Below are 24,497 nucleotides of genomic sequence, written 5' to 3'. Positions count from 1 at the left end.
TACCACCGTATTCTCCAGAATTAAATCCAATTGAGCAAAGTTGGGCTATTCTAAAAAAATCAGTTACAGAATTACTTCGCAAGATGGACTCTATAACTGATGCAATAACATACTATTTAAAAACTAAATGACTATAAAAGAGTCGGGAGTTGACTCTTTTAGTTTCTGGATAAGAGAACATGAAGTGTTCTCTCAATAAAAGGCGAACGAAAATACCAATCAACCACTGCGTAAAAATTATTTCACTAATAAATAGGAAGGTTGAGACTTTTGTCTCAACCTCCTTATCGATCCTATTCAACAGGTCCTCCAGACTGGTTGAACGATCATCATCGACTAGTCATCTTTTGAAAGATTCGAGTCTTCCGAGTGAAGTCAATGAAGTATAAGGAGAGTAGGATGCAAGTAGCAGATGCAAAAAAATGGATGCTTTTATTTAACGAAAAGATACAGGATAAACAGGCTTTTCTAAGTGAACTCGATACACCAATTGGTGACGGCGATCACGGAGGGAACATGTCTAGAGGAATGCTGGCAGTGGTTGCTGAGTTAGAAACTCAAAATTTTGAATCAGCGGGTGCTCTCTTTAAAATGGTTGCGATGCAATTATTGTCTAAAGTTGGAGGAGCTTCAGGTCCTCTCTATGGCTCTGCCTTTCTAGGATTAAGTCAGAAAATTGATAGCGAGGGTCTTGGAGCAGGAGTGGAAGCTGCTTTGGCAAATATCCAAAAAAGAGGTCAGGCCCAGCTGGGAGAAAAGACCATGGTTGATGTTTGGATTCCAGTCTTGGCAGATCTACAAGAGAATACCTTGACCGTTCAAAAAATTGCAGACCATGTAGCAGCAACCAAGGACTTACAAGCTAAAAAAGGACGGGCTTCTTATGTTGGTGAGCGCTCTGTGGGTCATGTTGATCCTGGCTCTTATTCATCAGGCCTTTTGTTCGAAGCTCTGCTTGAGGCGGAGGTGGGCTAATGACGGCTCTAGGAATTTTATTAGTGTCGCATTCGAATAAACTTGTTAACGGTTTGGCTGAACTGATATCTCAAGTCACTTCGGATATCCCTTTTACCTATGTTGGTGGGACTCCTGAAGGAGAAATTGGAACTAGTTTTGAAACTGTTCTGGAAGCAGTTGAGCAAAATTCAGCTCAAAGACTCTTAGCCTTCTATGACTTGGGATCAGCTCGAATGAATTTAGAACTAGCAGCTGAAATGACCAGCAAAGATGTACAGATTCAGTCAGTACCAGTTGTTGAAGGCACATACACCGCAGCCGCTCTTTTACAAGCAGGTGCTAGTGAGGAAGAAATCCTAGCACAATTAGCTGATTTGAACATTCGAAAATAACTTAAAAGAAGCTAGGTAAAATATCCGTGATGATGTTCTGCCTAGCTTCTGTTTTTTGAAGTGTTCATTAAAACGAGTCTATAAAGTAAGTCAAAGAGAAGGTGTGGATTAAATAAGTTTCTTGGGTATTATCTAGATAAAAGCGTATACTAATAGTTGAGAGGAGGCCTGCCTATGAAATTTCTAGTAGCTATTGATTCTTTTAAAGGATCTGCAACGTCGATGCAATTGAATCAGACCGCAAAGGCTGGGATTTTAGAGGTTTTACCGGATGCGGAAGTGGTAACGATTCCCATAGCGGATGGGGGAGAGGGAACTTTGGACGCTTTGGCACAAGGGTTAGAAGGTTTTTGGGTTGAGGTTGAAACAGTTGATTTATTGGAACGACCGATTGTGGCTGCTTATTTTATAAGTGGGCAAATAGCCTATATAGAGTCGGCACTTGTTGTCGGAATTGATCAACTAACTCCGTCCTCAGAAACGGTGGAGCGTGCGACAAGTAAAGGTTTAGCAGCATTGTTCCGAGACGCCTTGTTACGGGGGTGTCAGGAGTTGGTTTTGACTCTGGGTGGCAGTGGCAGCTCGGATGGAGGCCGTGGGTTACTAAATGCCTTGACGGATGAAGAACGTAGTGCTCTTGCTCAGATCCGCTTGCGGGGCTTAACGGATGTTACCAATCCCTATGCTGGACCTCAAGGATATGCCGTGGTTTTTGGACCACAAAAAGGTGCCAGTCCTAGGCAAGTGAAGGCTATGGATTTGGCTGCTCAAGAGTTTGTCAATCAGATGAAACAGGAAACAGGGATTGACCTTCAAAAGATTCCGGGAACTGGAGCAGCAGGTGGTCTTGGTGGTGCCTTGGTGCTGCTAGGTGGAGAACTAGAAGCTGGTTATCCTTTTATTGCTGAAACCTTAGGCTTAGCTCAAGCGATTCAGGGATCAGACTTGGTCTTCACAGGAGAAGGTCGTCTAGATAAGCAAAGTTTGAATGGGAAACTGCCAATCGGTGTCGCACAAACAGCCAAAAACGCTGGTGTTCCTGTTATCGCATTAGGTGGCAGTGTGGAAGAAGCCAAGGGATTTGAGGAGGCTTTTCTGGCAACCTTCTCAATTCAAAGGGAAGTCCTTTCTTTAAATCAGGCTATGGAAACTGAACGCACCTTAGCAAATGTTCAATCCCTCGTTAAAAATATCATCGCCACCCGCTATCTCTTTTAAAAACAGAGACAAAAAGCCAACAAATCTGTTGGCTTTTTGTCATGAACCCTAACTTACTTGTTTGAGCCAAGGGCGAACCTTGTTTCCTCATTCTTAGTTTAAGATGATTTATTTAAAATGTCAATCGAAGAGCTGGAATAAAGGAAGCTTGTACAAGACATTTAATCTTTTCCGCTTCATTACGGAAAAACTAGGTCCGTGTATCCGTTTACATAGCCGTTGGAAAGGTCTATAATCGAGGTAGAGTATAGAAACAGGAGTCTGTTATGAAGTCTTTGAAATTGGTGACTCTGGGGGGTGGGTCTTCCTATACCCCTGAATTGGTGGAAGGGATGATTCTGCGAGCAGCGGAAATTCCCATTCGTGAGTGGTGGTTTGTAGATGTGGAAGAGGGTGCTTGGAAGCAGGAGATTGTGGTCAATTTAGCACGCCGAATGGTTGCTAAGGCTGGTTTGGATTGGAAAATTCAAGCGACCTTGGATCGGCGGCAGGCGCTCGAAGGGGCAGATTTCGTGACCTCCCAGTTTCGGGTGGGGCAGCTTGCAGCCCGTTACCTGGATGAGACCTTGCCGCTTTCTTATGGCATGATTGGGCAGGAGACCAATGGTGCTGGTGGGATCTTCAAGGCCTTCCGCACCATTGAGGCCTACAAGGGAATTATTGCAGATATGAAGGAAATCTGTCCCGATGCCTGGCTCATTAATTTCACCAATCCAGCCGGGATGGTAACCGAAGCCATTCGAAATTATTTGGGGTGGGAAAGGGTCATTGGCCTCTGTAATATTCCCGTTGGTCAGAAGAAAAAGGCTTCCGAGGTCTTGGGGCTCGAGGAAAGGAAACTGATGACCCGGCATGTTGGTCTGAACCACTTTCATTTCCATGAAGTTTGGGATCAAGAGGGGCAGAATCGAACGGCTGAAGTTCTAGAAAAACTTTACGGGGATGCTAAGCCTCAGCTGGTGGAAGCCGTTAAAAACATTACCAATCTAGAGTTTCCAATTGAACTCTTGCGAACCATTGGACAACTGCCTTGTGATTACCACCGTTATTATTTCTTGGAACAAGAAATGCTGGCAGATGCCTTAGACCAGTATCAAAAAGGGCAGGTACGGGCCCAGGTGGTGCAAGAGGTGGAAGAGCAGCTCTTTGAACTCTACCAGGATCCGGAATTAGCCGTTAAACCCAAACAGTTGGAGCAGAGAGGTGGGGCCTACTATAGTGATGTGGCCTGCCAGATTATCCAAGCCATTTATCAGGATAGTCGGGAAGAATTAACGGTGTCGACTGTTAATCGAGGGGTGATTCCTTATTTACCGGAACATTGTGTGGTTGAAGTTTCTTGCCTGATTACTGCTCAAGGGGCTATTCCCTTAGCCTGCCCACCGACCAAGGGATTGGTGAAGGGCTATTTAAAATTGATGAAAGAAATGGAGCTAGCAACAGTAGAGGCGGCTATGTCGGGCGATTACGAGCGAGCTATGGAGGCCTTTGCCTTGAATCCTCTGATTCCAAATGGCCAAGCTGCTGAGCGCTTGTTGCAAGATTTATTAGTGGCACATGAGGCTTACTTACCTCAGTTTGCGCCAGTAATTGCAGATATAAAAGAAAAGAGGCAACAATATGACTAAAGAATATATGTTTCCAGACGATTTTCTATGGGGGTCTTCAACATCCGGTCCCCAAAGTGAAGGGATTGAACCTGGTGATGGGAAGGGGATGAGTAACTGGGACTACTGGTATTCTGTGGAGCCTGAACGCTTTCACGGGCAAATTGGACCAGAAAAAACATCAACTTTCTACAAGAATTTTGCCCAGGATTTGGATTTGCTTGTGGAAACAGGGCATACCGTTTTTCGTACTTCGATCCAGTGGTCCCGCTTGATTCCCCAAGGTCGTGGGGAGGTCAATCCCCAGGCGGTTGAATTTTATCGCCAAGTTTTTCAAGGTGTTCGTGATAGGGGGATTCAGCTTTATGTGAATCTTTATCATTTTGATTTACCTTATGCTCTTCAGGAAGAAGGGGGATGGGAATCGAAAGAGATTGTTTGGGCTTATGAGGCTTATGCAAAGGTTTGTTTCCAGTTGTTTGATGACTTGGTCGATCGTTGGATTACCTTTAATGAGCCCATTGTCCCGGTAGAATGCGGTTATCTAGGGGATTATCATTACCCCGCCAAAGTGGACGCCAAGGCTGCAGTAGCCGTAGGCTACCATACGCAATTGGCTTCAGCTCTGGCAGTCCGGGCTTGCCATGAAAACAATCCAGAAAAGAAGATTGCTATTGTTTTGAATTTGACTCCGGCCTATGCCAAGAGTCAAGACCCAGAAGATTTAAAAGCTGCTCGTATTGCTGAGCTGTTTCAAACCAAGTCTTTCTTAGATCCATCTGTGAAGGGGCATTATCCAGAGGAGTTGGTGGACTTGATGGAGGAGTATGGTTTGACTCCAGAGGTCACCAAAGAGGAGTTGCAAATAATCGCGAATCATACAGTTGATTTCTTAGGTGTCAACTACTACCAACCCTTGCGGGTTCAGGCTCCTCTACTAGAGTATCAAGATGGGGATCTCCTTGTGCCGGATCATTTCTTTGCCCCATACGATATGCCAGGTAAAAAAATCAATCCACATCGTGGTTGGGAAATTTACGAACAGGGGCTATATGATATTGCCCTTAACCTGCGGGACAACTATGGAAATCTGGAATGGTTGGTAACGGAGAACGGCATGGGGGTCGAGGGGGAAGAGGTCTTCAAGGATCATGGTCGTATCCAAGATGCCTACCGTATCGACTTTGTCAAAGGGCATTTAAAAGAATTGCATCGTGGAATTGAGGAAGGGTCCAATTGCAAGGGCTACATGATGTGGACCTTTATTGATTGCTGGTCATGGTTGAATGCCTACAAAAATCGCTATGGGTTTGTCGAGTTGGATTATGAGAGTCAAGAACGAACAATCAAGAAATCGGGTCTGTGGTTTAAAGAAGTTAGCCAGGCCAATGGATTTCTAGAGGAGGAGTAACATGATCGGATTTGGTTTTTCCCTATATCCGGAAAACTATAGCTTGGAAGAGTGCCAAGCTTATATGGAGCTCTTAAAAGCTTACGGAGCTAAGCGTTTGTTTATGAGTCTCCTTCAATTAGAGGGAGTGGGTGCAGAACCGCTGGAGCATTACCGGCAGTTGATTGCGGTTGCATCAAATTTAGGCATAGAAGTGATTGCGGATGTCAGTCCTGGCTTTCTTGGGAGCAATGGCTGGCAAGGCCAGCTGATGGAAAGAGCGGCGGATTTAGGTTTGGCAGGGATTCGTCTGGATGAAGCCCTGCCCATTGAAGAAATTGTGGCGATGACTCATAATCCCTTTGGAATCAAGGTGGAACTGAATCTCTCTACGGATAAAAAATTGGTAACTCAGCTGTTGACAGAGGGAGCCAACATGGAATCTGTGATAGCCTGTCATAATTTCTACCCACATGCCTATACAGGTTTGTCCCAAAAACACTTCTTAGAAATGTCAGCTTTCTTTAAAGAGTATGGCATTCGTACAGCAGCCTTTGTTTCTGCCCAAACAGCTTCAGAAGGACCTTGGCCTTTACAGGAAGGCTTGCCAACGCTGGAAGAACACCGTTTTCGTCCTTTGGCCGCTCAAATCGAATGGATCAAGGCAACGGGTCTCATTGATGATGTCTTGATTTCCAATCAGTTTGTGAGTCAGGCAGAATTGGAAGAAATTCGCCCCGTTCTTCATTCGGAAGTCGTCACGCTGGAAGTGCTCGGGAAATCCGATTTGACCGAACTGGAAAAAGAAATTATCGCTTTTGATCATATCTATCGTGGGGATATTTCAGACTACCTATTACGATCGACTCAGCCCCGTATTGTCTATGCCAGGGAGAGTCTCCCTCCTCGAAGCCAAATTTCTTATAAGGTAGAACGAGGGGACGTTTTAATGGATAATGACCTCTATGGTCGCTATAAAGGGGAATTACAGATTGCTCTTCGAGACTTTGAAGTTTCGCCCAAAGTGAATCGGGTAGGTCGTGTGTCAGATGCTTACTTGCCAATTCTAGAATTTATAAAACCTTGGCAGGAATTTAGCCTAATACTCAATGAAAATCAAAAATTAAACTAGGAAGTGAGCCACAGACAGTTCGAAATCTCTGGGAGAGGTTTTGAGCTTGCTGATAATACTTTCGAAGAAAGTTTCAAATAAGTACGGCAAAGTTGACAAAAACTTCGTTTTTTCAACTAGAATCTCAGACAGTCTCCCAGACTGTCTGACCTGACAACGTTTAATACTCGAAACAGTTCGAAATCTGAAAAGGCAATCCGATGAAGACAGAACTGAGGGTTCGGCGAAGAGGATTAACACATTCAGATTTTGAAATGTAATGAGTATAAATTTGATTTTCAAAGAGTATAACCTTATCAGAGGCCGAAGAATTTCACTAAAGAAACGGAAAAAGGAAGGATTTTGGAAGCGGTGACAAATGGTATAATGTTTTCATAAGATAGTTATTTATGAATGCAAAAAGGAGGGATCATGCTTTCCAAAAAAGAAGTACGCCTCTTAGACCATCTTACCCAGAATCCGAGTCAGTATTACTCCAGCAAGGAGCTTGCTGAGCTTCTCGGGGTTAGTGATCGAACCGCCCGAAAGTATTTACAAAATTTGGCAACTTCCTTGGAGAATTCAGGAGGCAAGCTGGAATCGAAACAGGGGAAGGGTTATCAGCTATTGATTGAAAGACCTTTGGAGTTTCAAGTCTTTTGGCAAGAAGAGTTGAGTCGCAGGAAACAGGGCTTGGATTTGAACCCTCTGGAAGAGGCTGAGGATCGCGAGCGCTACTTGCTTCATAAACTATTCTTCGAGGAAGGGGAGCTAGCCTTGGAGGATCTGCAACAGGAGCTATTTATTGCTCGGACGACCCTTCAGACAATCGTAGCGGAAATTCGGAAACTGCTAGCGGGTTACCGGCTCAAGTTGGTGGTCCAAAAAGGGCGCGTGCGGGTTGAAGGCTCAGAGGTTGCTAGTCGGAATTTTATGATGGATTATTTCTTTGGTCAGGAGAGTCAGCACCTATCCTATGGTCTGGTGGAGAATGAACTTCTAAAAGATATCTCTTTTTCGAGTTTACTGACCATCGTGATTGACCAGTGTCGGGCCGCAGACCTTCGGATTTCAGATTTTGTGATGAAGAATTTGGTTCTCCATATCGCCTTACTCTTGCAACGGGTCAAGCAGGGAGCTAGTCTCAAGGATTTTCCCTTGGCCCCGCAGTTGGCATCTTCGCGTGAATTGGAAGTAGCTCAAAGGATTCTAAGTCGGGTGGAAGACCAGTTTGGGGTGGTGCTTGCTCCTGAAGAAGCCAACTATATCGCCCTTCATTTAAAGGTAAAGTTGCCGGACGACCGCAATCAGTTCCATTCTGGACAAGAAAAATTACTAGCTCACCTGACCCAGGCTCTGGAGATTTTATCCCAAGAATCGGGTTTGAACCTGGTCCAAGATTCTCAACTGATCAAGGGTATTCTAGCCCACTTGCAGCCCTTATTAACACGTTTGGAAAATGGGATGACCATGGGGAATCCGCTGCTTGAAACCATTCAAGCAGACTACCAAGAGGTTTTGGAATTGACCAAGAAGGCTTTTTCCAATTTGCCAGAGTTACAAGGGTTTCAGGTCTCGGATGATGAATGGGCCTATTTAACGCTTCACGTTCTGGCGGCTATTGAACGGTACCAAAGTGAAGATAAGACCCGGGTACTGGTTGTCTGTTCAACAGGTGTCGGTTCAGCTCTGATGCTCAAGAATCGTCTGGAAAAGGAATTTGCGAGAGATTTAGAAATCGTCGATGTCCTCTCTTATTATGAGATAACGGAGGATCGATTGGAAGGAATCGACTTAATTGTTTCTTCTGTCAGCCTGTCAAACCTGGTTTTTCTAACACCAGTTGTAACGGTCTCTGTATTTTTATCCGATCAAGACATTAAAAAAATTCGGAGTCAGCTCCAGCGGGTCAGTCTACCAAGTCGAGAGTCAGGGAAGCATCGCTGGCTGACCTTGTCCCAAGCCCGCTTGATTGCTACGAGTCTTTTTTCACTGGATCGCTTCCTGGTTTTCGACACAGCTGATCGTGATTTTATCCTAGAAGAATTAATTGCCAGCTTGGACGAGGGCTTTAAGAAAAAAGAATTGGAGGAATTCAAAGAGCAGGTGGACTTGAGGGAGAGTTACAGTTCGGTGGTTTTTGGGGAAGCTTTAGCTTTTCCTCATCCGGCCAAACCTTTGAGCTATACAGAGCAAGTTGCAGTTGCCGTGGTGCGGGACAAGGTGGAGTGGGAAGCTGGTAAAGGCGTGTCCTTTGTCTTCTTGCTGTCACCTTCGACCGGTCCGAATCCAAACTTTAAATATGTATCCCCATCCTTGGTGGGCTTTGTCCAAGATCCGACTCTCCAGGAGAAACTCTTGGCGGATCCAACATATGAACAATTATTAGAAATTATGATTCCCTTGATACAAGCACAGGGGTAGAAGGAGACAACTATGAAAAACATTATGTTAGCTTGCAACGCAGGAATGTCAACCAGCATGTTGGTAACCAAAATGCAGAAAGCTGCTGAAGACAAGGGCATAGAAGCAAGCATCTGGGCAGTTCCCGTTTCAGAAGCGGATAATGAAGTACAAGATAAGGCCATCGATGTCATCTTATTGGGGCCACAAGTTAAATTCCTCCTCAATGACTTCAAGGATAAATTTGAACCTAACATTAAAGTTGATGCCATCAATATGATGGACTACGGAGTGATGAACGGTGAGAAAGTCTTGGATGCTGCACTGGCACTAATGGAGAACTAGGATGGATACAGGTCAACACTTAGAAGCAATCATGGGGCTAATCATGTATGGTGGCGAGGCCAAAGGTTACGCTGTGCAAGCTATACAGGCAGCCAAAAAGAAAGAATTTGAGGAAGCGGACCGCCTCTTAGCAGAGGCAACTAAATCCCTCAATGTTGCCCATAATTCACAAACGGATCTCTTGGCCAAAGAAGCAGGTGGTCAAAACATGGAGCTAACTCTCCTCATGGTCCATGGACAGGACCACTTGATGACCGCTCTAACCTTTATTGATCTGGCCAAAGAATTTGTGGATGTTTATAAACAGATGGCTTTACCTAGTTAATTGTCAAATCAGAATACTTGTAATACTCAATGAAAATCAAAAATTAAACTGACAACGGTTAAATCTGATTTTCAAAGAGTATAAAATTTCAAAAAGATGACTAGGAAAACCGCTGTAGGTAGTACAACAGGTCTGGGGGACCTGTTGTATATGATCGCTGAAGTTTGATATAGTCTTTTAGTTTGCTTTTAGTAAAAGGCAGCGAGTCGCAGACAGTACTGAAGTACGGCAAGACGAGCTAACACAGTAATAAAAGATAAACTAAAAGAGTATAACGTCAGATCTTGAAATTTAATAAGTATAGAAGGAGACGTAAATGAAGGTCACAACAGTTGGGAAAGTCCCCATAAATCGGGTATTTGAGATTGTCCTCCAATCTCTAGCAGATGACTATCAGGAAAACACAGGAGAAGTATTGGAACCCCATGAACGAACTGCTGGTTTAAGTTACGTCAAACGTTTCGGGGATAAAAACCAACATACCGTTGGGGTCAAGGTCTTGAACTTGGAGCAACCCAATCTGTATAAGGTCCATTTCCAATCCAATCGGGGAGATGAATTCATTACCTATGAATTTCAAGCTCTTAGTGAGGAAGAAACCCAGGTGAGCTACGCTTATGACTTCGTAGCTAGAGACTGGTTTGGCAAGGCCAATCATTTCCTGATGTCCAAACTGCTGACCAAAAGCATGGAACGACAGTTTGACGCCCAACTCCAGGCCCTCATTCGACATGCACAAGAAAAACAAGAATAGGAGGTTGACTTCATGTCCAACTTTACAGAAAAGTTCATGGAAATAGCCGGTAAGATTGGTTCTCAGCGCCATTTGATTGCCATCCGGGATTCCTTTATCTCCACCATGCCCATTACGATGGCGGGAGCCGTAGCCGTTCTTTTAAACGTGTTCCTACGCGACCTGCCAACCAACCTTGGCTGGACCGGTTTTGTTGAGGCTGTCCAGCCCATCATTGATATCAATGGTTATGTTTACTTCGGAACCATTGGGATCATGGCCTTGATTTTTGCCTTTAGTTTTGGTTATCATCTTTCCCAAATGTATAAGGTAAATCCTCTGGCCGGTGGTTTGATTTCCTTTGCGTCCTTTGTCGCAACCATTCCACAGAGCCTAACCATCTCCACCCCCTTGGAAGGGATTGATAAGGCTGCCCTTGCTGGGCTGGAAAAAATCGGCCTTTCTCTGACAACAGTGGATGGGCTAACGAGCCTTGAAACCAGCCAATGGGGAGCTATCGCCCTCAAATACGGTGGTGCTACAGGTCTCTTCTCCGCACTTGTAATCGGCTTTTTGGCTACTTGGGTCTATGCGACATTGGTGAAACACAATGTTGTGATTAAATTGCCAGACACTGTTCCACCAGCTGTTAACAAAGCTTTTGCGGCAATTATCCCTGGAACAGTTGCGATTTATGTATCTTCTATCCTAGCTTACGGAGTCTTCGCTCTTACTGGTCAATCCTTGAGCGATGTGGTATCTACCTATATTCAAATTCCATTACTTGGCCTTTCCCAAGGACTTGGATCCGTTATTTTGGTCACCTTCTTGGTGCAACTCTTCTGGTTCTTTGGGCTACACGGGCACAATGTCTTGGCTCCTGTTATGGAAGGTATCTACAGCGTTGCTCTGAATGAAAACACAGCTGTTTACAATGCGACCCAAAGTACAGCCGACCTCCCATGGCTTTGGACACGGGGCTCCTTTGATGCCTATGCTCAAATGGGTGGATCTGGGGTTACCCTAGCTTTAATCATTGCCATCTTCCTATTCTCTAAACGGGAAGAATACAAGGTTGTGGCGAAACTTTCTGCTCCAATGGGAGTCTTCAATATCAATGAGCCAATGATTTTCGGGATCCCAATGGTTCTCAATCCCCTCTTTGTTATTCCATGGTTGATCGTGCCACCCATCTGTGCAACGATCGCCTACCTAGCAACAGCCTCAGGCTTGATTCCACCTGTCTTTGCTGCGGTACCATGGATTACCCCTCCGGGACTCTATGCCTACCTCGCAACCGGTGGTTCCGTCATGGCCGCTGTCGTATCCCTTTTTAACCTTCTGGTAGCATTCCTTATTTGGACCCCATTTGTCATTGCGGCGAATAAGGTGGAGGCGGGTGACCAGTAATGTTCTGAATACTCTTTGAATTTCAAAATCTGACGTTGTCAATCCTCCTTGATGAACTTTCTTGATTGCGTACCTCGTACGCCTTATAGATCATATTCAACAGGTCTCCCAGACCTGTTGAACAACCATCGTCGGATTTTCTAGTTATTTTTTTGAAATTCTTCGATTATTCTTATTTGAAGTTATTATGAGTAAAAACCGCTATCCTTTTTTACTGGCCTTGGGGACTTTCCTGATTGCGATTAGTCCTCTTTATGGCAATCCTTATTTCAATATTATCTCCGGACTTGTTTTGATTCTGCTGAGTGTAGGTTTGAGCAAGCGAAAATAACACAAAAGCAGCTTGCTAGAAAAAAATAGCGAGCTGCTTTTGTGTTATCTATAAATTTAAATGGGATTGGAGTGCTTTGGTGAGAACTTCAGAGTAATTGATTCCCTCTCGATCAGCTAGTTTGGTAAGCCATTCGGGGACTGTTACATTTTTCCGGATGGCTTTATTATTTTTTATAAAAGGTGTTGGATCTGCTTGAATGAGGGTAACAAATCCATCAGGAGCTTCTAGAGTATCAAGATCAACCCTTTCTGGTAATGTCATTCCTTCATCTAAATAGAGAGCTAGGGTACTTTCAAGAAACTCACGAGCATGTTTCATGGCTTCTTCAAGATTGTGTCCTTGCGTTCCCCCACCAAATCCTGGGAATTCTACCCAATACCCTTGATTTTCTTTATGAAAGATGGCTGGATATGTTTTTAACATGGTGACCTCCAAAATCTTAAAAGACTAGGGGCTTTTACTTCAGCCCCAAATCTTTTAGGATTTTCTTTTCAAGTCCATTCCCAAGGTCCCTATTTCCGTGAACTGGGATGGTGACAATCTTTGAAAATCCTTCTTTTTTGAAATGGTGATGGCTCCCATCGACTCGGACTTCTTTCCAACCGTTTCGAATAGCAAGCTTCATCATTTCCTTTCCTGTAAGTGGCATTGAACTTTTACCTCCTTACAAAGTATATTGTATGCGCATTATGCGCGTTTGTCAAATAAAAGGATATTTTAAAGAACAAAAATTGCAGGAAAAGTCACTGATTTGAGACAGCTTGCCCCGATTCGCTGCCCTGTGCTAAAAGCAAACTAAAGGACTATTCTGCGTAAAAGGGATTATACGAACTAAAATAATAAAGGGGCTGGGCGAAAAGTACCAGCCTCTAACTTTTATTTTACAAAAATTCTTTGACGCAGTGGTTGATTCGGTCAAACAGCTAAAAGGCTGTTTGAGGTAACAGATAGGAGAGCGAAGCAAATAACAATCGTTCGCCTTTTATGGAGAGAACTTTTCATGTTCTCTTATCCAGAAACTCAAAGAGTCAATCTCTGACTCTTTGATATCCAAAAACAGTCTCATTAACTTTGATAGGAACTTTGTTCTTTTCATCTCCAACTCTAAAGGCATTTAACATGCCTTTAGACCGGGAGTGGGATTCAAACAGTCTAGGAAGAGACTGTTTGAACCCGAGCCTAACAATAAAATAGCGAGGTTGGTTTGGGGAGAAACTGTTTCAGCTTACAACTTGAAATAAAGACTTGTAACGAACTCTTTTTTATCCAAGGGAGTTCTATTTCTGTACACAACTGGGGAACAGTCATTCCTTCACTGTCAGCGGCAATCTCACAATAAAGCAACTGCCTTGTTCGACTTGGGATTCTGCTTGAATGTTTCCGCCGTGTTGGTGGACGATTTGGCGAACGAGGGAGAGGCCGAGACCAATTCCTTGGTCTTGATTTTTATTCCGATCTTGGGAGATTTGGTAAAATTTTTCCCAGATGTGGTCGAGTTGGTCGGCTGGAATTCCAGATCCGTTATCGTTGATGCGAAGGGTTGCGGTGGCCTCGTCTGTCTCCAATTGAATATGAATCCAGTCTGTTGTGAATTTTCGGGCATTGGAGAGGAGGTTATCCAACAAGCGTTGCAGCTGAGTAATGTGGCCTTGAAGCTGGATGTTTTCTTGGATATCCACTTCAACTTTGATGCCTTCTGTTTCCAACAGGCGGCGGAAGTCGGTGGCTTTCTCTCCAACTAATTTCGAGAAATTGAGTGCTTGAAAGTCGACAATTCCACCTTCTTCTAAGCGAGCCAGTTCTAGAATTTGTTCCACTAAATTCTTCATTTGTAGGGCTTGGCGGTAGATAATCGCATGTGACTCCTGGGCTTCCTCAAGGGTCTGAGCGTAGTCTCGTCCGTATTGGCTTTCCGAAAGGATAACCGTTAGCGGAGTGCGCAACTCGTGGGAGACATCATTGGTCAGTTGGCGCTCGCGCTGGAAGGTGCTCTCAATCGTTTCCAGCATATGATTGATGGTTGCCGCTAATTGTGTGAGTTCGTTCTTTTGTTGGCTTTGAGGAATTCTTTGGGAAAAATCCTGGCTGAGTCGAATGCGATCGGCTGTTTGGCCAATGGCCTCAACAGGTCGGAAGGCGGCTTTTAAGATGCGATATCCTCCCCAACTGACGATGGCTATCAAAAATGGCGCAATGCCGGCAAGGGTTAGGAGAAACAATTGCAATTCGGGATTGCTATTGGCCTGGCTTGTGACAGCTCTGAGCCAGTGGGTGCTTCCCGGAATTTTTGTGTCAAAATAATAGTAGTTGTGATTGTTTCCGCTTGTTTCTCGTACTTGTCCATTTGAGAAAGGGAGGCTGCTATCGAAGTCGCTAGGGAAAAAAGATTGAAGGGCTTGATTTTGGTCATTATAGATGGAGTAGTAGATGCCGTCATCAAAGCCTTCCAGTTCATCTTCGTCTTCTGCTAGGTATTGGGCTGTTTCAATCGCTTCTTCTTGCAAGAAGTTTTGATCAACAGAGGTGGCTAGAGAATTGGTGAGGAGTAGGGCAAGTCCTAAAAAGCCTAGTAGAATAAGGAGAATAAAACTGGAGTACCAGGTATTAACCCTGCGAATGATAGAGGAATCAGATCTTTTGAATAGGGATTTAAAGGATGACATAACCAAGACCTCTTTTGGTTTGAATCAAGGAATCCTTAGAGGATTCTTGGAGTTTGCGGCGGATATTCTTAATCAGCACCTCAATATTGTTTGAATCGCCTTCGTAGTCGAAATCCCAAACGTGTTCGCGGATCCGATCACGGGAGAGGACTTGGCCTCGGTGAGTCATAAGATAAGCGAGAATCTCGTATTCCTTGGCAGTTAGGGGAATCAGCTGATCAGCCTTCCAGACTTGCTGGCTGGTTAAGTCTAGGCGGACGTGATCAATTTCAATGAGGGAAGAGGTGACATTGGCTTGTTCACGCCGAGTGATGGCCCGAAGGCGAGCTAGGAGTTCAGGGAATTCGAAGGGCTTGACGAGATAATCATCAGCTCCTAAGTCAAGTCCCCGAACCTTGTCCTCAAGGCTGTCTTTAGCGGTTAGAAAGAGGACAGGCGTTTGTTTCCCTTGATGGCGGAGGGTTTGAACAAGGCTAAAGCCATTCATGCGAGGCATCATGACGTCCACTACTAAAGCATCGTAATTCGTGGTTGCCAAATAATCCAAAGCTTCTTCTCCGTCAAAAGCGGCATCAACGCTGTAGGCCTGAGTCTTGAGTAGCTTGACTAAGCTACGATTTAAGTCTAATTCATCTTCAACGATTAGTAGTTTCATCATGTCCTCTTTTCTTTTTCTTCAGTATATCAAAAAGACCAGGGGATAAAGCCTAGTCTTTCTGTGATTTGCACTCTTTTGTGAATCTGAGTAGAAACTTGTTTTCAAGCCCTAATAATCGCTTGGAGCTTCCGTGAGGCTTAGGGTCTTAGCATCTACCAGGATTTCTTGGAAGGTATCCCCATTTAGGATTTCAGCTTGATAGGTTACAGACTTGCTTGTGTTCTCAAGGCTGATATCTAAGATTTTTGCGGAAGGGTATTCTTTTAGGAGAGCTTTTTCGACATCGGCGACACTTTTTTCAGGTTGGGCTTTCAGTTTGTCATCCACCTCTAGTGGCTCTTCTGATTTGCGGATAATTTTTCCACTATCAGCATGGAGTTCCAATTCGATTTCCTTATCTTTGGTTTCAACACGGACTTCGTAAATAACTTGTTTGTTATCACGATCTAAACGAATGTCCGTGACGGTTCCAGATCCCACTTCTTTGAGAGCCGCTTTAGTCGCCGCTTCAAAGTTTAGTTTGGGATTCAAGGCTTTGATTTCTTGCAGGACCTGCTCGCGAACTTGTCCCTCATCCCAATCTTCATCATCTTCCCAATCCCAATCAAATTGATTTTCCATAGCTTGGACCGTCTCGATGACTGTCGGAGCATTTCCAGTGGCATAGATTGTCGCCGCTCCTACAGCACCAGTTCCCAGCACAAGGGTAGAAGTCAGTAGCAACCATTTATTTTTCAAGATTGTTTTCATAAAATTTTTCCTCTTTTCATTTGTTCTGCTGTTAGTATAAAGGAGAAAAATGAAGAGAAAATGAAGAACGGCTCATAAATGCAAAAAAATTAAAAATCGTAAAGGGTCATGTGTTTCAAAAAATCACGGAATCGTGGAAGGGTCAGCTCTAGATAACCTCTTTTACTTGGATGAACAACCCCTTTTCGAATGAGCCTCTCCCTGTAGACAGAAAATTTATTGGCAGAGAATTCGAGCTGGTCACGGAGCTGGCTGACCGGTACTTCATTTCTGGGACTATCCAGAAATGCTTTTAGAACATCTCTATCTAAGTCTGATAGTTCGGACCAGATTTTATTGTAGACATATTCTTGTAAATAGTCATCGAAAGCGTCTAGTAACTCAACAAGAGGTTTTTCCTTCTCATTCCATTTTAGATATCCCAATACTTGGAAGGCAAAGGGGAAGCCCCTGGTTAGCCTACTCATTTCGATAGCTTCTTCATCAGATAAATCAAAGATTTCTTTATAGGACTTTGTAATGAACAGATAATTTAAAGGGGACAGGTATTCCTTTTTTGATCGATGTAGGAATGTGAGACTGGAATCATCCTGAAGAAGTGAGATATTTTCGTATAATCCGGTCATGAGCAGAAATACAGGCAGATCATCACTGATCCAAAGTTGAAATGAGGAAACAAAGGCTTTTAGATTATCTGATTTTGTAACCTCATCAATGGCGATGAGAAGTTTTTTGTTATTCTCCTTTAGTTGTAAGAGCATTTTTTCAAGGGCGACCTCTATGCTAACAACTGGTGGGACATTTTCTACATCAACACCTAAACCAAAGATAGAGAGGTTTAGTTTTGCCTTATGAAATAAAGCTCTGATTTCTGGAATTTCGTATAATTTTGCAGCTAAACTTTCGAAAAGAGGTCTATTTGGATTTAACTTGATGGTGATCCAATCAGATTTCTGATTCAGGTGACGGACAATCTCATTCATCATAACCGTTTTACCAACTCCTCTAACACCTGTAAGAATATAGGATTGAGAAGAAGGATTGTCTGAGGTTAAATCTTCTATAATCGTTGTTGTTTGGGCTGTTCGGTCGATGTAGGTCAATGGTTTCTTTCCAAATCCCAGTGTAAATGGATTTGCCATGCGTTGCACCTCACTCTTTTATAATCTTTTATAATCCTAACTTTATTTTATAATCTTTTATAATTCGGCGCAACTTTTATATTCTTTTATAACCTTTTTATCATTCATCCCTCCCTTACTTTGGATGTTTTTTTGGGAAAAATTCTGAAAAAGGGCTTGACACCTTTTTCAAAATAGTTTATTATACCCTTAACCTTAAAAATGAAGAAAGGAAAACTACGGTATGTTGAGAACTAGCCAGACAACAGCAGTGAATCATACATATTTCTACAGCTACTTTTAGATAGTGTTTGTAGCCAGGTTTCATGGATACAAACACGACAACGTTTCGTTTGTATCTATGTAGCTGTGGTAGTTTTGACTGTACCTGCATAGATGATACATCTAAGTGGCAGGATCAAGTCAGTCTGTTTCTTCATACAGTTGAATTGAAAAGGGGCCGTTTAGATAGCAGAAACGGTCCCGTTTTTTGTATCCAAACTCTCATTTAAGGAAAAGAAAAAGAGGAGAAATGAATATGCGATTTAAGAAGTTTTTTATGGGCTCGGTAGCCTTTTTGTCCGCGGTAACACTAGCAGCTTGTTCGACATCTGGTGAAAATGCTGGTGATACGAAGGTAGGAATTATCCAGTACGCAGAGCACGATGCCTTAACAGCCACACGTGAAGGCTTTATGGAAGCTCTTGAAAAAGCAGGATACAAAGAAGGGGATAATGTAACGGTAGACCTCCAAAACTCCCAAGGAGATCAAGCCAACCTTCAAACAATGGTTGAACAACTAGCTGGAAAAAATGATGTCAACTTTGCCATCGCAACCCCAGCCGCTCAATCTCTCTTAAGCGTTGATAATGAAACTCCATCGGTCTTTACAGCCGTAACAGATCCAGTTTCCGCTGGCTTGATTGATTCTTTGGAAAAACCAGGCGGGAGCATGACAGGTTCTACAGATGCGAGTGATGTCAAAGGACAAATGGAGATGTTGCTCAAAGTAGTGCCAGAAGCGAAAACGGTAGGGATTTTCTACAATTCTAGCGAGGTGAACTCCGAGGTTCAGGCCAAAGAAGCTGAAAAAATCTTGAAAGATAAGGGCATCAAGGTTGTTACGAAGACTGTCACAACAACCAATGATGTACAGCAAGCTGTAACCTCTCTTGCTGGTCAAGTAGAGGCCATCTACTTCCCATTGGATAACACAGTTGCTTCAACTGCCAGCACCATTGGAGATGTCTTGAAAGAAGCCAAAGTCCCTGCCATGGGTAGTGACAATGCAGTTATTGAAGCAGCCCTCTTTACCTATGGTGTTGACTACCATGCTATTGGTGTTCAAGCTGGTGAATTGGCTGTCGACATTCTTAAAGGGGAAAAACCAGCAGATTTGGCTGTAAAGACACCTGAAAAAGCAAGCGTTGCTGTCAACGAGGAGATGGCGCAAGCTCTTGGAATTGATCCTGAAACCATCAAAGCATTAGAGAAATAAAAAGGAACATCTATGAAAAAAATCGGAAAGTATTTACTCACAACTTCACTACTTGGTTTAGCAGTCCTGGGCTTGGCTGCTTGTTCGAATACTCAAGGCCAGTCTGGAAGTGCTAATGGCGTTAAAGTCGGAATTCTCCAGTACATGGAACATGATTCTCTGACAGCTGCCCGTAAAGGATTTGAAGCAGAATTAGCAGACAATGGTTACAAGGAAGGTGATAAGCTAACCTTGGATTACCAAAATGCTCAAGGGGATCAAGCCAACTTACAAACAATTTCGGAACAACTCGTGAATAATAACGATTTAGTTCTTGCCATTGCGACTCCAGCAGCGCAAAGTTTGGCAACTGCTTCTACAGACACGCCTGTTCTTTTCACGGCTGTTACGGATCCGCTTTCTGCAGATCTAGTGGATTCAATCAAAAATCCAGGTGGTATGTTGACGGGCACCAGTGACCAGGCTCCAATCGATAAACAAGTGGAGTTGTTAGGTCAGGCAGTGCCAAATGCAAAAACGGTTGGAATTCTCTACAACACCAGCGAACGAAATTCTGAAGTTCAGGTTGAAACTGCTCAACCATTGCTTGAAAAAGCAGGCTATAAAGTGGTCTTAAAAGGGATTTCCAATACCAATGACGTCCAGGATGCGGTGACCAGTTTGATGAAGGATGTGGATGCAGTCTTCATTCCGACTGATAATACCGTGGCTTCAACCATGACCATGATTGGAGAACTTTCCGTAGCGAATAAGGTACCAGTTATCGGTGGATCAACAGATATGGTGGATGAAGGTGGACTTCTCACTTATGGTACTAACTATGAGGCTCTTGGTCGCCAAACTGCTAAAATGGCTTTGAAGATTTTGGATGGTGCATCACCAGCGGATACAGCTGTTGAATATCCTGAAACTGTTAGCCTCCATGTCAATGAAGAGATGGCTAAAAAGTTAGGAATTGACACCAACAAGTTAAGTGTAAAAGAGTAATTGAAATCATTGGGGACTTGAGCTTGTCTGCCAGTTCTCAAAAAGGAGTAGAACGTGGATCTTATTTTATCAAGTGTGTCACAGGGTCTTCTCTGGTCCATTATGGCCATTGGGGTATACGTGACTTATCGCATTTTGGATATTGCGGATTTGACCGCTGAGGGAGCTTATCCGCTCGGTGCAGCTGTAGCTGCAACCGGAATTGTTGGAGGGATGAATCCTCTCCTCGCAACCCTCTTGGCATTTGTAGCTGGAATGGGAGCTGGTCTGGTGTCTGGACTTCTCCATACCAAGATGAAAATTCCAGCTCTTTTGACAGGGATTGTAACCTTAACAGGATTGTATTCCATTAACTTAAAGATTTTAGGGAAAGCCAATGTAGCTCTTCTTCGTCAGGAGACTTTGGTGACCCAACTGCAAGGTCTGGGTTTAACCAAAACAACAGCTGTCCTTATTATTGGTAGTGTTTTCGTGGCAGTTGTGATCCTCTTGTTGACTTTGTTGATGAACACCCAAATTGGGTTGGCGCTGCGATCTACAGGGGATAACATTCCTATGAGTGAGGCCAATGGGATCAATGTGAATCGTATGAAAATCTATGGTTACATGCTTTCCAATGGTTTGATTGCCCTTTCCGGTGCTCTTTTGACTCAGAACAATGGGTTTGCGGATTTGAACTCAGGAACGGGTACGATCGTTATCGGCTTGGCATCTGTTATTATTGCCGAAGTGATTCTTCGCAATTTGCGTATCGGTTGGCGCCTGCTCTCAGTGGTTCTGGGATCCATCATTTACCGTCTCATTATCTTGGCGATTTTGGAAATTCCGGGTATGGATGCGGACTTGGTGAAACTCTTCTCAGCAACTCTATTGGCTGTGGTGCTCTTTGTGCCGGAAATTCAAAAGAAGCTGCGCGTGCGTAAGATTAATGTGACAGACAAAACGGCATAGGAGGGAAATAAGATGACAAGTATTTTATCGATTCAAGATATCCACAAAACCTTCGAAGCTGGTACAATCAATGAAAATCACGTACTCCGAGGGATGAATCTGGAAGTGCAAGAAGGGGATTTCATTTCAATTATCGGAGGAAATGGGGCAGGAAAATCAACCCTTATGAATACCCTAGCTGGAACTTTATTGGTAGACTCTGGGGATATCCTCTTGGAAGGCAAATCTATCAAGAATGTACCAGCAGCTAAGCGTGCGGTTGATATTAGTCGTGTTTTCCAAGATCCCAAGATGGGAACGGCATCACGCTTGACCATTGAAGAAAACATGGCTGTAGCCTTCCGTCGTGGTCAAAAAAGGGGGCTCGGCTGGGGTGTTAAAGACTCTGAACGCCAAGTCTTTAAAGAAGCCTTGAAAGAATTAGGATTGGGGCTTGAAAACCGTATGAAGGTGGATACTCAATTCCTATCAGGAGGCCAACGCCAAGCCTTGACGTTGCTCATGGCTTCCTTGGTTAAGCCTAAAGTTCTCCTTTTGGATGAGCATACAGCTGCCTTGGATCCCAAAACTAGTGACATGGTTATGGACTTGACCAAAAAAATTGTTGAAAAAGATAAATTGACAGCTCTGATGATCACACATAATATGGAAAATGCCATCGAATATGGAAATCGTTTGGTCATGCTTCATCAAGGACGTATCGTTGTGGATGTTAAGGGGGAAGAAAAAGCCAACTTGACCGTTCAAAACCTACTAGACCTCTTCCACAAAAATAGTGGTCAGGCGTTGGTTGACGATGAAATGATGCTATAAGACTTTTCTAAAATTTTTTAGGTTTTTCAGTAAGGATATGTAAAACCGTAAAAACATGAAAAGACCCGAATCGATTGTGAATCGATTCAGGTCTTTTTTTCTTTTCCAAAGAAGAAAGGTGGAGTATATTCGCTAAGGATTTGGAAGGTTTCTTGGGCCTTGTCATGGTCTTCACAGATGATAAGGCAGACGTCATCTCCGCAGACAGTAGCGACGATTTGATTGAGTGCCATGTTGTCTAAGATAGAACCAAAAGCTTGCGCTTGACCGGGGAGACTTTTGAGAATCACTTGGTGTTGCACCACGCGCATGAGTAGCAAGGAATCCTCCATATAAAAACGCAGGCGGTGCTCTAAGTTGTTATTGGACAGGCTGACAGCCTGGTAGTAGCTACTGCCATTGTTGTTGACTTTGACGAGATTGAGATCTTTGATATCACGGGAAAGGGTGGCTTGGGTAACTTCGATACCGTTTTCTCGAAGCCGTGCTTGTAATTGGTCTTGAGTATGGATGTGTTCTTGGCTAATCAGAGAGCGTATCAGTTGCTGGCGCAGTGATTTTTTATACATAATGATTCCTCCTGTAATAAGTATAGCAAATTTTTTGTAAACGGAAACATACAAGGTCTGCATTTTTATGATATAATAATAAATAAGGAGGTAGCCAATGATTTCCAAGATAGACTATGATTACCTGCGCTCTTTAGATGATTTTCGCTTGTTTCCGGCTGTTGAGTTTGATCAGTTGGCCAGACAGATCAAGTTAAGACAGGCTGGAAAAGGACAGCGCCTTTTCTTTGAAGGAGATGCAAGAGAGCACCTCTTTTTAGTGCGTTCGGGCTATTTCAAGATTGAGATGGCAGATCAATCAGGATCCTTCTATTACATGGATTTTATCCAGCATGGAACTATTTTTCCTTATGGAGGTCTATTTACGGATGAAGCCTATCACTTTTCAGCCTTGGCTATGACAGATGTTGTTTATTATGAGCTGCCCGTTCAGCTCTATGAGGAGTTTTCTCTAGGCAATACAGAGCAAATGAAGCACTTGTTTGAGAAAATATCCAAGCTCTTGGAACTCCATGAACTGCGGGTGCGTAATACAGTCACCTCGAATGCTAAGGATCGGGTTATTCAATCCTTGGGAATTCTCTTTTTGGAGATGTTGGAGTCAGATGAGTGTACGCTTCCCTTTAAGTTGACCACCCATGAATTAGCCGATATGAGCGGAACAACCCGAGAGACAGTCAGCCGTGTGCTGAAGGAACTAAAGGAAGACCAGAAAATTCAAGTTACAGGTAAGCAGGTTTCTTACCTGGATCGTAACTATTTTTATCAATATACAAAATAAGGGGGTGGTTGTCCACCCCCTTATAATAATGTCAAAATTCATAACTATTCATTGATTATCTTTAAATGAAAAAAGATACAACTTTTACCACTAGTAGTGGAGTAATATACTTTTCACCCCAAAAAAGTGTGATGAAATATACATTTCTATTGTCGATTTTATCCAAAAAACCATTCCGTAATCGCTTACAATGGAATTACCAAAACAAAGAAAAGAGGTACGCATATGGCCCAAGAACAACCCATTAAGGTTTTTTCAGAAATTGGTCGTCTGAAAAAAGTAATGCTTCATAGGCCGGGCAAGGAATTGGAAAACCTCATGCCGGACTACTTGGAACGCATGTTGTTTGATGATATTCCTTTCTTGGAAGAGGCGCAGCGGGAGCACGATGCATTTGCCCAAAAATTACGGGATGAAGGAGTCGAAGTTCTCTATTTGGAACAACTGGCGGCAGAGTCCCTTGTAAATGAGGAAGTTCGTCAAGCTTTCATCGATGAGTATATCGAAGAAGCGAATATTCGTGGACGTGCTACTAAGAAAGCCGTTAAGGCTTTGTTGGATGCTATTGAAGATCCAAAAGAATTGATTGACAAGACCATGGCTGGAGTGCAAAAAGCAGAATTGCCAGAATTAAGTGCAGAAGAGCGTGGTTTAACCGACTTGGTTGAATCCGACTATCCATTCGCAGTTGATCCTATGCCGAACTTGTACTTTACTCGCGATCCATTCGCTACGATGGGACACGGGGTTTCTCTCAACCATATGTATGCGGAAACACGGAACCGTGAAACTCTGTATGGTAAGTACATCTTCCAACACCATCCAGTCTATGGTGGTAACAAAGTTCCGATGGTTTATTCACGGGACGAAACCACTCGTATCGAAGGTGGGGATGAGTTGGTCCTCTCTAAAGATGTCTTGGCAGTTGGAATCTCTCAACGGACAGATGCTGCCTCCATTGAAAAACTCTTGGTTAACATCTTTGAAAAAAACCTTGGCTTCAAGAAAGTTTTAGCCTTTGAATTTGCAAATAACCGTAAATTCATGCACTTAGATACTGTTTTCACCATGGTTGACTATGATAAATTCACCATTCACCCTGAAATTGAAGGGGACTTGAAAGTGTATGCTGTAACCTATGAAGATGGTCAGCTGCACATCGAACAAGAATTTGGTGAATTGGACAAGGTCTTGGCCGATGCCCTTGGTTTGGAATCCGTTGATTTGATTCGCTGTGGCGGCGATAGCTTAGTTGCAGCAGGCCGTGAACAATGGAACGATGGTTCTAACACCCTCACTGTTGCTCCAGGTGTCGTTGTTGTTTACAAACGGAACACCATTACCAATGCGATCTTGGAATCTAAAGGACTCCGTTTAATCAAGATTGGTGGAAGTGAATTGGTTCGTGGACGTGGTGGACCTCGTTGTATGTCCATGCCATTTGAACGGGAAGATTTAGCTTAAGGAAAAGAAAGGAAAAA

26 protein-coding genes are annotated in these 24,497 nt (G+C 43.5%); 19 read left to right on the top strand and 7 right to left on the bottom strand.

The genetic code is table 11. The annotated features are described in order from the left end of the window. The 13 genes from JEQ21_RS10245 to JEQ21_RS03800 form a co-directional block, all read left to right on the top strand. Positions 1-131 (top strand): transposase (locus tag JEQ21_RS10245; RefSeq protein WP_196967522.1); only part of this gene is annotated, 131 nt, incomplete at its 5' end. Between the two features lie 268 nt (positions 132-399). Further along, the gene (gene dhaL, locus JEQ21_RS03855) at positions 400-975 is read left to right on the top strand and encodes a dihydroxyacetone kinase subunit DhaL (protein ID WP_199364032.1); all 576 of its coding nucleotides are present in this window, start codon (positions 400-402) and stop codon (positions 973-975) included. Beyond that, the gene (gene dhaM, locus JEQ21_RS03850; RefSeq protein ID WP_196967374.1) at positions 975-1,349 is read left to right on the top strand and encodes a dihydroxyacetone kinase phosphoryl donor subunit DhaM; all 375 of its coding nucleotides are present in this window, start codon (positions 975-977) and stop codon (positions 1,347-1,349) included. Before dhaL ends, dhaM begins: the two co-directional genes overlap by 1 nt. Before the next feature lie 174 nt (positions 1,350-1,523). Then, on the top strand, positions 1,524-2,567 hold the full coding sequence (locus tag JEQ21_RS03845; RefSeq protein ID WP_199364031.1) for a glycerate kinase family protein: 1,044 nt from the start codon (positions 1,524-1,526) through the stop codon (positions 2,565-2,567). 266 nt (positions 2,568-2,833) lie between these two features. Next, positions 2,834-4,195 carry a 6-phospho-beta-glucosidase gene (locus JEQ21_RS03840; protein WP_199364030.1) on the top strand — a complete coding sequence of 454 codons (1,362 nt, stop codon included), beginning with the start codon at positions 2,834-2,836 and terminating at the stop codon, positions 4,193-4,195. Further along, on the top strand, positions 4,188-5,585 hold the full coding sequence (locus JEQ21_RS03835; RefSeq protein ID WP_199364029.1) for a glycoside hydrolase family 1 protein: 1,398 nt from the start codon (positions 4,188-4,190) through the stop codon (positions 5,583-5,585). Before JEQ21_RS03840 ends, JEQ21_RS03835 begins: the two co-directional genes overlap by 8 nt. Before the next feature lies 1 nt (position 5,586). Next, complete coding sequence (locus JEQ21_RS03830) at positions 5,587-6,696, top strand: DUF871 domain-containing protein (RefSeq protein ID WP_199364028.1); 1,110 nt, start codon at positions 5,587-5,589, stop codon at positions 6,694-6,696. A gap of 411 nt (positions 6,697-7,107) precedes the next feature. After that, the gene (locus JEQ21_RS03825; protein ID WP_199364027.1) at positions 7,108-9,099 is read left to right on the top strand and encodes a BglG family transcription antiterminator; all 1,992 of its coding nucleotides are present in this window, start codon (positions 7,108-7,110) and stop codon (positions 9,097-9,099) included. A gap of 12 nt (positions 9,100-9,111) precedes the next feature. Further along, complete coding sequence (locus JEQ21_RS03820) at positions 9,112-9,423, top strand: PTS sugar transporter subunit IIB (RefSeq protein WP_199364026.1); 312 nt, start codon at positions 9,112-9,114, stop codon at positions 9,421-9,423. 1 nt (position 9,424) lies between these two features. After that, positions 9,425-9,748, top strand: a complete 324-nt coding sequence (locus tag JEQ21_RS03815) for a PTS lactose/cellobiose transporter subunit IIA (protein WP_199364025.1) — start codon at positions 9,425-9,427, stop codon at positions 9,746-9,748. A 316-nt stretch (positions 9,749-10,064) separates the two neighbouring features. After that, positions 10,065-10,502, top strand: coding sequence for a DUF3284 domain-containing protein (locus tag JEQ21_RS03810; protein ID WP_199364024.1), 438 nt, complete (start codon positions 10,065-10,067; stop codon positions 10,500-10,502). A 12-nt stretch (positions 10,503-10,514) separates the two neighbouring features. Continuing rightward, positions 10,515-11,891, top strand: coding sequence for a PTS sugar transporter subunit IIC (locus JEQ21_RS03805; protein WP_199364023.1), 1,377 nt, complete (start codon positions 10,515-10,517; stop codon positions 11,889-11,891). A gap of 187 nt (positions 11,892-12,078) precedes the next feature. After that, the gene (locus JEQ21_RS03800; RefSeq protein WP_196091066.1) at positions 12,079-12,222 is read left to right on the top strand and encodes a hypothetical protein; all 144 of its coding nucleotides are present in this window, start codon (positions 12,079-12,081) and stop codon (positions 12,220-12,222) included. A 48-nt stretch (positions 12,223-12,270) separates the two neighbouring features. Here JEQ21_RS03800 and JEQ21_RS03795 read toward each other — a convergent pair whose 3' ends face one another. From JEQ21_RS03795 to JEQ21_RS03770, 6 genes are all read right to left on the bottom strand, one after another. After that, positions 12,271-12,648, bottom strand: a complete 378-nt coding sequence (locus tag JEQ21_RS03795) for a type II toxin-antitoxin system HicB family antitoxin (protein ID WP_199364022.1) — start codon at positions 12,646-12,648, stop codon at positions 12,271-12,273. A 34-nt stretch (positions 12,649-12,682) separates the two neighbouring features. Next, positions 12,683-12,874 (bottom strand): type II toxin-antitoxin system HicA family toxin, encoded by a 192-nt coding sequence (locus tag JEQ21_RS03790; RefSeq protein ID WP_196091068.1) that lies wholly within the window; start codon positions 12,872-12,874, stop codon positions 12,683-12,685. Between the two features lie 655 nt (positions 12,875-13,529). Further along, positions 13,530-14,888, bottom strand: coding sequence for a sensor histidine kinase (locus JEQ21_RS03785; protein WP_199364021.1), 1,359 nt, complete (start codon positions 14,886-14,888; stop codon positions 13,530-13,532). Then, positions 14,875-15,543 carry a response regulator transcription factor gene (locus JEQ21_RS03780; protein ID WP_199364020.1) on the bottom strand — a complete coding sequence of 223 codons (669 nt, stop codon included), beginning with the start codon at positions 15,541-15,543 and terminating at the stop codon, positions 14,875-14,877. Before JEQ21_RS03780 ends, JEQ21_RS03785 begins: the two co-directional genes overlap by 14 nt. 111 nt (positions 15,544-15,654) lie before the next feature. Then, on the bottom strand, positions 15,655-16,296 hold the full coding sequence (locus JEQ21_RS03775; protein ID WP_199364019.1) for a PepSY domain-containing protein: 642 nt from the start codon (positions 16,294-16,296) through the stop codon (positions 15,655-15,657). Positions 16,297-16,385: 89 nt separating this feature from the next. Next, positions 16,386-17,438 carry an ATP-binding protein gene (locus JEQ21_RS03770; protein ID WP_199364018.1) on the bottom strand — a complete coding sequence of 351 codons (1,053 nt, stop codon included), beginning with the start codon at positions 17,436-17,438 and terminating at the stop codon, positions 16,386-16,388. A gap of 517 nt (positions 17,439-17,955) precedes the next feature. Between JEQ21_RS03770 and JEQ21_RS03765 the strand changes: the two genes are divergently transcribed. Genes JEQ21_RS03765 through JEQ21_RS03750 form a run of 4 tightly spaced genes read left to right on the top strand, consistent with a single transcriptional unit; the run spans position 17,956 to position 21,666 of the window. Continuing rightward, positions 17,956-18,915 (top strand): ABC transporter substrate-binding protein, encoded by a 960-nt coding sequence (locus tag JEQ21_RS03765; protein ID WP_199364017.1) that lies wholly within the window; start codon positions 17,956-17,958, stop codon positions 18,913-18,915. A gap of 12 nt (positions 18,916-18,927) precedes the next feature. Beyond that, positions 18,928-19,902: an ABC transporter substrate-binding protein gene (locus tag JEQ21_RS03760; RefSeq protein ID WP_199364016.1), complete on the top strand. Its 975-nt coding sequence runs from the start codon at positions 18,928-18,930 to the stop codon at positions 19,900-19,902. A gap of 54 nt (positions 19,903-19,956) precedes the next feature. Beyond that, on the top strand, positions 19,957-20,853 hold the full coding sequence (locus JEQ21_RS03755; RefSeq protein WP_199364015.1) for an ABC transporter permease: 897 nt from the start codon (positions 19,957-19,959) through the stop codon (positions 20,851-20,853). 12 nt (positions 20,854-20,865) lie between these two features. Next, on the top strand, positions 20,866-21,666 hold the full coding sequence (locus tag JEQ21_RS03750; RefSeq protein WP_199364014.1) for an ABC transporter ATP-binding protein: 801 nt from the start codon (positions 20,866-20,868) through the stop codon (positions 21,664-21,666). Between the two features lie 86 nt (positions 21,667-21,752). Here JEQ21_RS03750 and JEQ21_RS03745 read toward each other — a convergent pair whose 3' ends face one another. Continuing rightward, complete coding sequence (locus JEQ21_RS03745; RefSeq protein ID WP_199364013.1) at positions 21,753-22,235, bottom strand: arginine repressor; 483 nt, start codon at positions 22,233-22,235, stop codon at positions 21,753-21,755. A 97-nt stretch (positions 22,236-22,332) separates the two neighbouring features. On the opposite strand from JEQ21_RS03745, the gene JEQ21_RS03740 reads away from it, so the two are divergent. Beyond that, positions 22,333-23,016: a Crp/Fnr family transcriptional regulator gene (locus JEQ21_RS03740; RefSeq protein WP_196091689.1), complete on the top strand. Its 684-nt coding sequence runs from the start codon at positions 22,333-22,335 to the stop codon at positions 23,014-23,016. Between the two features lie 225 nt (positions 23,017-23,241). Beyond that, positions 23,242-24,480 (top strand): arginine deiminase, encoded by a 1,239-nt coding sequence (gene arcA, locus JEQ21_RS03735; protein ID WP_196091688.1) that lies wholly within the window; start codon positions 23,242-23,244, stop codon positions 24,478-24,480. The last annotated feature ends 17 nt before the right edge of the window (positions 24,481-24,497 follow it).

This window comes from Streptococcus sp. 121 (genome assembly GCF_016458205.1).
Lineage (GTDB): Bacteria > Bacillota > Bacilli > Lactobacillales > Streptococcaceae > Streptococcus.
This window is presented reverse-complemented; position numbering and strand designations above follow the sequence as displayed.

Coding starts and splice junctions, on each gene's coding strand:
- dhaL (WP_199364032.1), top strand. CDS start 400: ATGCAAGTAGCAGATGCAAAAAAATGGATGCTTTTATTTAACGAAAAG.
- dhaM (WP_196967374.1), top strand. CDS start 975: ATGACGGCTCTAGGAATTTTATTAGTGTCGCATTCGAATAAACTTGTT.
- JEQ21_RS03845 (WP_199364031.1), top strand. CDS start 1,524: ATGAAATTTCTAGTAGCTATTGATTCTTTTAAAGGATCTGCAACGTCG.
- JEQ21_RS03840 (WP_199364030.1), top strand. CDS start 2,834: ATGAAGTCTTTGAAATTGGTGACTCTGGGGGGTGGGTCTTCCTATACC.
- JEQ21_RS03835 (WP_199364029.1), top strand. CDS start 4,188: ATGACTAAAGAATATATGTTTCCAGACGATTTTCTATGGGGGTCTTCA.
- JEQ21_RS03830 (WP_199364028.1), top strand. CDS start 5,587: ATGATCGGATTTGGTTTTTCCCTATATCCGGAAAACTATAGCTTGGAA.
- JEQ21_RS03825 (WP_199364027.1), top strand. CDS start 7,108: ATGCTTTCCAAAAAAGAAGTACGCCTCTTAGACCATCTTACCCAGAAT.
- JEQ21_RS03820 (WP_199364026.1), top strand. CDS start 9,112: ATGAAAAACATTATGTTAGCTTGCAACGCAGGAATGTCAACCAGCATG.
- JEQ21_RS03815 (WP_199364025.1), top strand. CDS start 9,425: ATGGATACAGGTCAACACTTAGAAGCAATCATGGGGCTAATCATGTAT.
- JEQ21_RS03810 (WP_199364024.1), top strand. CDS start 10,065: ATGAAGGTCACAACAGTTGGGAAAGTCCCCATAAATCGGGTATTTGAG.
- JEQ21_RS03805 (WP_199364023.1), top strand. CDS start 10,515: ATGTCCAACTTTACAGAAAAGTTCATGGAAATAGCCGGTAAGATTGGT.
- JEQ21_RS03800 (WP_196091066.1), top strand. CDS start 12,079: ATGAGTAAAAACCGCTATCCTTTTTTACTGGCCTTGGGGACTTTCCTG.
- JEQ21_RS03795 (WP_199364022.1), bottom strand. CDS start 12,648: ATGTTAAAAACATATCCAGCCATCTTTCATAAAGAAAATCAAGGGTAT.
- JEQ21_RS03790 (WP_196091068.1), bottom strand. CDS start 12,874: ATGCCACTTACAGGAAAGGAAATGATGAAGCTTGCTATTCGAAACGGT.
- JEQ21_RS03785 (WP_199364021.1), bottom strand. CDS start 14,888: ATGTCATCCTTTAAATCCCTATTCAAAAGATCTGATTCCTCTATCATT.
- JEQ21_RS03780 (WP_199364020.1), bottom strand. CDS start 15,543: ATGAAACTACTAATCGTTGAAGATGAATTAGACTTAAATCGTAGCTTA.
- JEQ21_RS03775 (WP_199364019.1), bottom strand. CDS start 16,296: ATGAAAACAATCTTGAAAAATAAATGGTTGCTACTGACTTCTACCCTT.
- JEQ21_RS03770 (WP_199364018.1), bottom strand. CDS start 17,438: ATGGCAAATCCATTTACACTGGGATTTGGAAAGAAACCATTGACCTAC.
- JEQ21_RS03765 (WP_199364017.1), top strand. CDS start 17,956: ATGCGATTTAAGAAGTTTTTTATGGGCTCGGTAGCCTTTTTGTCCGCG.
- JEQ21_RS03760 (WP_199364016.1), top strand. CDS start 18,928: ATGAAAAAAATCGGAAAGTATTTACTCACAACTTCACTACTTGGTTTA.
- JEQ21_RS03750 (WP_199364014.1), top strand. CDS start 20,866: ATGACAAGTATTTTATCGATTCAAGATATCCACAAAACCTTCGAAGCT.
- JEQ21_RS03745 (WP_199364013.1), bottom strand. CDS start 22,235: ATGTATAAAAAATCACTGCGCCAGCAACTGATACGCTCTCTGATTAGC.
- JEQ21_RS03740 (WP_196091689.1), top strand. CDS start 22,333: ATGATTTCCAAGATAGACTATGATTACCTGCGCTCTTTAGATGATTTT.
- arcA (WP_196091688.1), top strand. CDS start 23,242: ATGGCCCAAGAACAACCCATTAAGGTTTTTTCAGAAATTGGTCGTCTG.